At 29.1% G+C, this 4,868-nt stretch carries 2 protein-coding genes; both read right to left on the bottom strand.

All coding sequences use genetic code 11. The annotated features are described in order from the left end of the window. Window positions 1-254: 254 nt before the first annotated feature. The gene (locus HGB55_RS14410; protein WP_168817690.1) at window positions 255-2,120 is read right to left on the bottom strand and encodes a mucoidy inhibitor MuiA family protein; all 1,866 of its coding nucleotides are present in this window, start codon (window positions 2,118-2,120) and stop codon (window positions 255-257) included. A gap of 910 nt (window positions 2,121-3,030) precedes the next feature. After that, on the bottom strand, window positions 3,031-3,951 hold the full coding sequence (locus HGB55_RS14405; protein ID WP_168817688.1) for a DUF2268 domain-containing putative Zn-dependent protease: 921 nt from the start codon (window positions 3,949-3,951) through the stop codon (window positions 3,031-3,033). Between the last annotated feature and the right edge of the window lie 917 nt (window positions 3,952-4,868).

Raw genomic sequence — 4,868 nt, 5'->3', positions numbered from 1 at the left:
AAATAGATCAAAAACTCATTCCGAAATAGTGCTCAGAATCGGACTAATTTTCAGCTTTAGTAAATCATTATTTTTAAATAAAAATTTCTCAGCCGAGTTCTTCGCACGTTATTTTAGCTAACGGTTTAGAGCATGAAAAGTTGCAGGTTTGAAAACGCAATTTTCCGATGTTTTAAATTAGGATTATTTTGTTTTAGAAACATTCTATATTGTTGTATTTAGCAATTTTTTATGCGCATTGTTGTACATAGTTTTTATTCTATTATCAAATTTCGATTCTTTGGGTATTTAACTGAATATTTTAATTCAAATTTCTTATTCTCATTAGGCTCAATTGAAAAATCCCATTTAATTTCTCCTGTCTCAATATTATGTTTTGCTCCTGAAATTTCAAAAATATCTACTTTAATTTCTTCAAGTGTTGAAACTGGAACTTGGTCAAAAATCAGCATATTTATTTTTTGACTTTTATTATTCTTTACATTTATTGTCCAAACTCTTGTTTCCTCTTTTTTACTTCCAATAAATTGCTTTGTAGTAAAGTTTTTTACTTTTTCTCTTTTTACTGAAACATTTTTATCTCTACCTAGTGAAATTTGTAATGTGTCAGTTGCGTACCTAATGTCTAATAATGTTTTCCCAACATAAGTGTCCTCGAAAAAAATATTTGCTTCTCCTTCAAGTAAATTATATTTTTCCCAGTCGGAAATATTTGCAATCAAGAATGCATCTTTATCTATTTTTGGAACACAGAAATATTTATATTCTGCTGGTAAATTATAATTTACCATATCGACAGAATAACTTTTATTATCAGATTTAATAGAATAGGGAATTTCAATTTCAAAATCAACTGTTGTTTGTTTAACAGTTTGCTCAGAAGGAATTTGAAAACTACTAGCTCCTCTTATTTGCAAACCTGCAACTTTTCCTTCTAAAACTTCACTGACTGATTTTCTTTTTCTACTACCATATCCTGTAACAACAACTTCTTCTAAAGCTTGACTATCTTCTTTTAAGTAAACATTTAAATTTGAGCTTGTAATTGGTAATGTTTGACTTTCATAACCAATAAATGAAAATTCTAATTGGCTTGAATTATTTGGTATTGTAATTGAATAATTCCCATCAAAGTCTGTACTTGCACCAATAGTTGAACCTTTTACAATAACATTAACTCCAGGAATAGGTAGTTGTTTTTCATCAAACACCTTTCCTTTAATTTCATTTGATATTAGATTATAAGTTGGAGGTAATGTATTATAATTTAAAAAGTAAGTTTTTAATTCTGGTGCAACTCCTGAAATATTTGGATTTGCTGATGATAAATTTAATTTCACATTGTTCCAATCAATTTTGGTGTCTTGTTTAATATTTGCCTTATAAATAATTTCTATTGGTTCATTTACATTTTTTGCTCTTACATCATAAGATGGAAACCAACCAGAATTACCTACTAAATATGACAGCTCAAAATCTGCTTTTGTATTCCTTTTCGAATCAATTTTGACAAGTATTTCTCCATTAGGAAAATCCCTTTTACTAGTTATTGTTTTAATTTGATTGTCTAAATCAATTTTTGATTTGTTTAATAAATCTAAACGTTTATATATATCAATCTCTTTAAGTTTTAATGAAGTCAATTTTGTACTATAAAAATTAGATGCATCTTTTAGATTTAGGACACTCAGTTCTTGATTTTTTCCACCAATATTTCTGTTTTCTTGTAGAAAAGCTAATTCTTCTTTTAAAATATCTAAATATGTTTTTTCAAGTTTCATCTTGTCCTCAATTTCTCGAACTTTCAATTCAAAGTCTAACAATTCTTTTTGTTTGTCAAGTTTATCAATATAATTTTGTTGATGGTTGACAGATAATACTGTTACATTTCCATTTGCTTTAACTTGAATGCTTTTGGCGTCAATAAAAGGTGATAAATTAATGAATTTTAAGATAGTTTCTCCTTGGTTTAAATCAACTGATTTTTTTCGTGTAATTTGAGCATCTTTAATAAATACAGTAACTTCATTTACTTCAGTTATTATTTTTTTCTCAGATATTTCTTGTGAGTATACTTTGCTTAAAATCAAGCAAAGAATTAAAAAGAATAGTTTTTTCATAGGTTTATTTTCTATTTGTTTTCGTTAAGCTCAAAAATTATGTACAACGGGTTTGTATATGGCTTCGTTGTGGGAAAATCAGCGAGATTTTTCCGCCGAAGCAATTTTGAGAATAAATATAAGGAATTTTTCAATTAAAAAATTCCGCCACAATGAGCTATATACGTTGTTGCCTAAAGTAACCATTTCAAATCATATCTAATTTTTCATTATTAAGCAGAATTTTAATCAATTCATTGTTCAAATTTAATCGATTCATTTCTCATACCTGATGGTTTCAATTTTCTTTTTTCATTACGTGATATTTCTCAAATTCAGTTGAAAGAAGTTGTAATTTTTCAGTTTACGAAAATGATAAAAAGCAACTAAAACAATCAGAAAATCAATCTTTTTGAGTTTGCATTTTCAAGTTTAGTCTAATTATAAAAAGAAAATGAAATATCTAAAAAATCATTCAAACGAGTTCGTTTTTTTCAGTTTAGTAGAAAATGAGCTTAAAAAACTAAAAATAAGAGAAAAACTCCTACGTTTTAAAATTTATTCAACTTAACGGATTCAACTCATTAAATTTCTCAATTTAGCAGAATGATAAAATAGGAGAGAAGAGTTCTCAGAGTAATTCTCAGTCGAAGCAGAAATTTAGTTTTGGAAGAAAACTACTTAAAAAATTCATTCCGGAATAATGCTCAAAATCAGATTAATTTTCAGCTTTAGTAAATCATTATTTTTGAAGGTAAATTTCTCTGCCAAGTTCCAATCTCGTTATTTTAGGCAACGGTTTTGTGTAAGCGTCAGTAACGGGAAAGTGCGCGAGTACTTTCCGCTGACGCACCTAATTTAGCAAAACGAGTTGAATTTCCGATTAGGAAATTCAGCCGTTATTGCGCTTACACGTTGTTAGGCAACGTTATTATTTTAATATTTTACTTTTTCTCAAAACTTTTCTAGGCGACATTTCATAAATCTTTTTCCAAGAATCTTTTCCGTTTCTTTTGACAAATTCATCGACTATTCTAAATCCGATATAGTAGCCAACTGCGCCTGGTAGTTTTTCTGAAAATCTGTAGCCTCGATTGGCAAAATTGTCGCTTAACTTCTCGTTGTTAGATTTATAGTTTTTCTTTAAAAGTTTAATAAGTTCTTTTTCGTTTTCCAAACAAGCCTTGTATTCTGGTTCCGTGAAGTCTAATTCTTCGGCTATCGTAGTTTTGCCACCATGAAATAAGTAGCTAACATAGCAAGCAAATCCCTCGTCCAAAATTCTATATAGAACGGCATTGTTTTCCTGTTCCATTGTGTCAGAATAAATTTGGTGGTTTATTTCGTGAGGGAAGAAAATTTTAATGTCCTCAAGACTTTTATTCGATTCGTGCGCTAAATCAATAAGCATTGTACCGTCATCAAATCCGCCTAAGTTTGTCCATTTAGGTCCGAAGAATATATACCATTTTCCTTTCGGTTTGTTACCAGTAAATTTTTCCATTTCTCGAACTGTCTCAAAAAAGTATTGATTAAGTTTTGAAAGGTCGATGCTATTGGCTTTTGTATTGTAGGATTCTAATTCTTTATATGCAGTATTGTTTACCCAATTTGCAAAGTCAGATTCGCTACCTAAATATCCCTTCCACAAATAGCTGTTCGGTTTGTATATTGAGTCAATTAATATTGCATTTCGTTTTTCAACAGGCTCATTTTGAAGCATATTCATTAATTCAATCTGCTTTTGAGAGATGTCAATAATTTCAACTCCAGACATTTGCTCGTTTTGTGCAGAAACATTAACCTGTAGAAAAAAACTTAAAAAAAGAAAGTAAATGACTTTTCTATCCATAATTCTTGTTCTAATGTTGCCTAACGGTTTAGGCTATGTTGTCGTTGTGGAAAAATCTGCAAGATTTTTCCGCCATAGCAATTGTGTTAGTAAATATACGAGGATTTTCTGAAAAAGAAAATCCGCCACAATGCAATATAGCCATTGTTGGTTAAAGTAACTTAATCAAACATAGTTGGATTTATCAATTTTAGTTCAAATTTAATCGATTCATTTCTCAAATCTGATGGTTTTAATTCTCTATTTTCATTACGTGATATTTCTCAAATTCAGTTGAAAGAAGTTGCAATTTTTTAGTTTACGAAAATGATGAAAAGCAACTAAAATAATCAGAAAATCAATCTTATGAGTGTTATTTTTCAAGATTTGTACTAATTATAAAAAGAAAACTAATTATCTAAAAAAATCAATCGTTGAGAATTTTTCAGTTTAGTAGAAATGATAAAAAACAACTAAAACAGTCTAAAAATCATTCAAACGAGTTCGTTTTTATCGGTTTAGAAGAAAACTAGCTTAGAAAACTAAAAATAAGAGAAAACACGTACGTTTAGAAAATCTATTCAAATTTAACGTATTCAACTCATTAAATTTCTCAATTTAGTAGAATGATAAAATAGGAGAGAAGAGTTCTCAGAGAATTCTCAGTTGAAGCAGAATTTTAGTTTTGGAAAAAAACTATTTAAAAAATTCATTCCGGAATAGTGCTCAAAATCGGACTAATTTTCAGCTTTAGTAAATCATTATTTTTGAAAGAAAATTTCTCTGCCAAGTTCCAATCTCGTTATTTTAACCAACGGTCTCGGCTATGCGTAGTGCGGGATTTCAAGGCACTTACCTTTCAGTTTAGCACTTGGTTTATTTATTGTAATTACTTTCATATCAGCACTTTCCCCCGCATTACGTATAGCCATTGTTGT

The sequence above is a fragment of the Lutibacter sp. B1 genome (assembly GCF_012524075.1).
Lineage (GTDB): Bacteria > Bacteroidota > Bacteroidia > Flavobacteriales > Flavobacteriaceae > Lutibacter.
Note: the sequence above shows the minus strand (reverse complement) of the source record. Positions and strands in the feature narration are given on the sequence as shown.

Bases quoted from the DNA above. Each gene is read 5' to 3' on its own strand.
- HGB55_RS14410 (WP_168817690.1), bottom strand. From the start codon at position 2,120: ATGAAAAAACTATTCTTTTTAATTCTTTGCTTGATTTTAAGCAAAGTA.
- HGB55_RS14405 (WP_168817688.1), bottom strand. From the start codon at position 3,951: ATGGATAGAAAAGTCATTTACTTTCTTTTTTTAAGTTTTTTTCTACAG.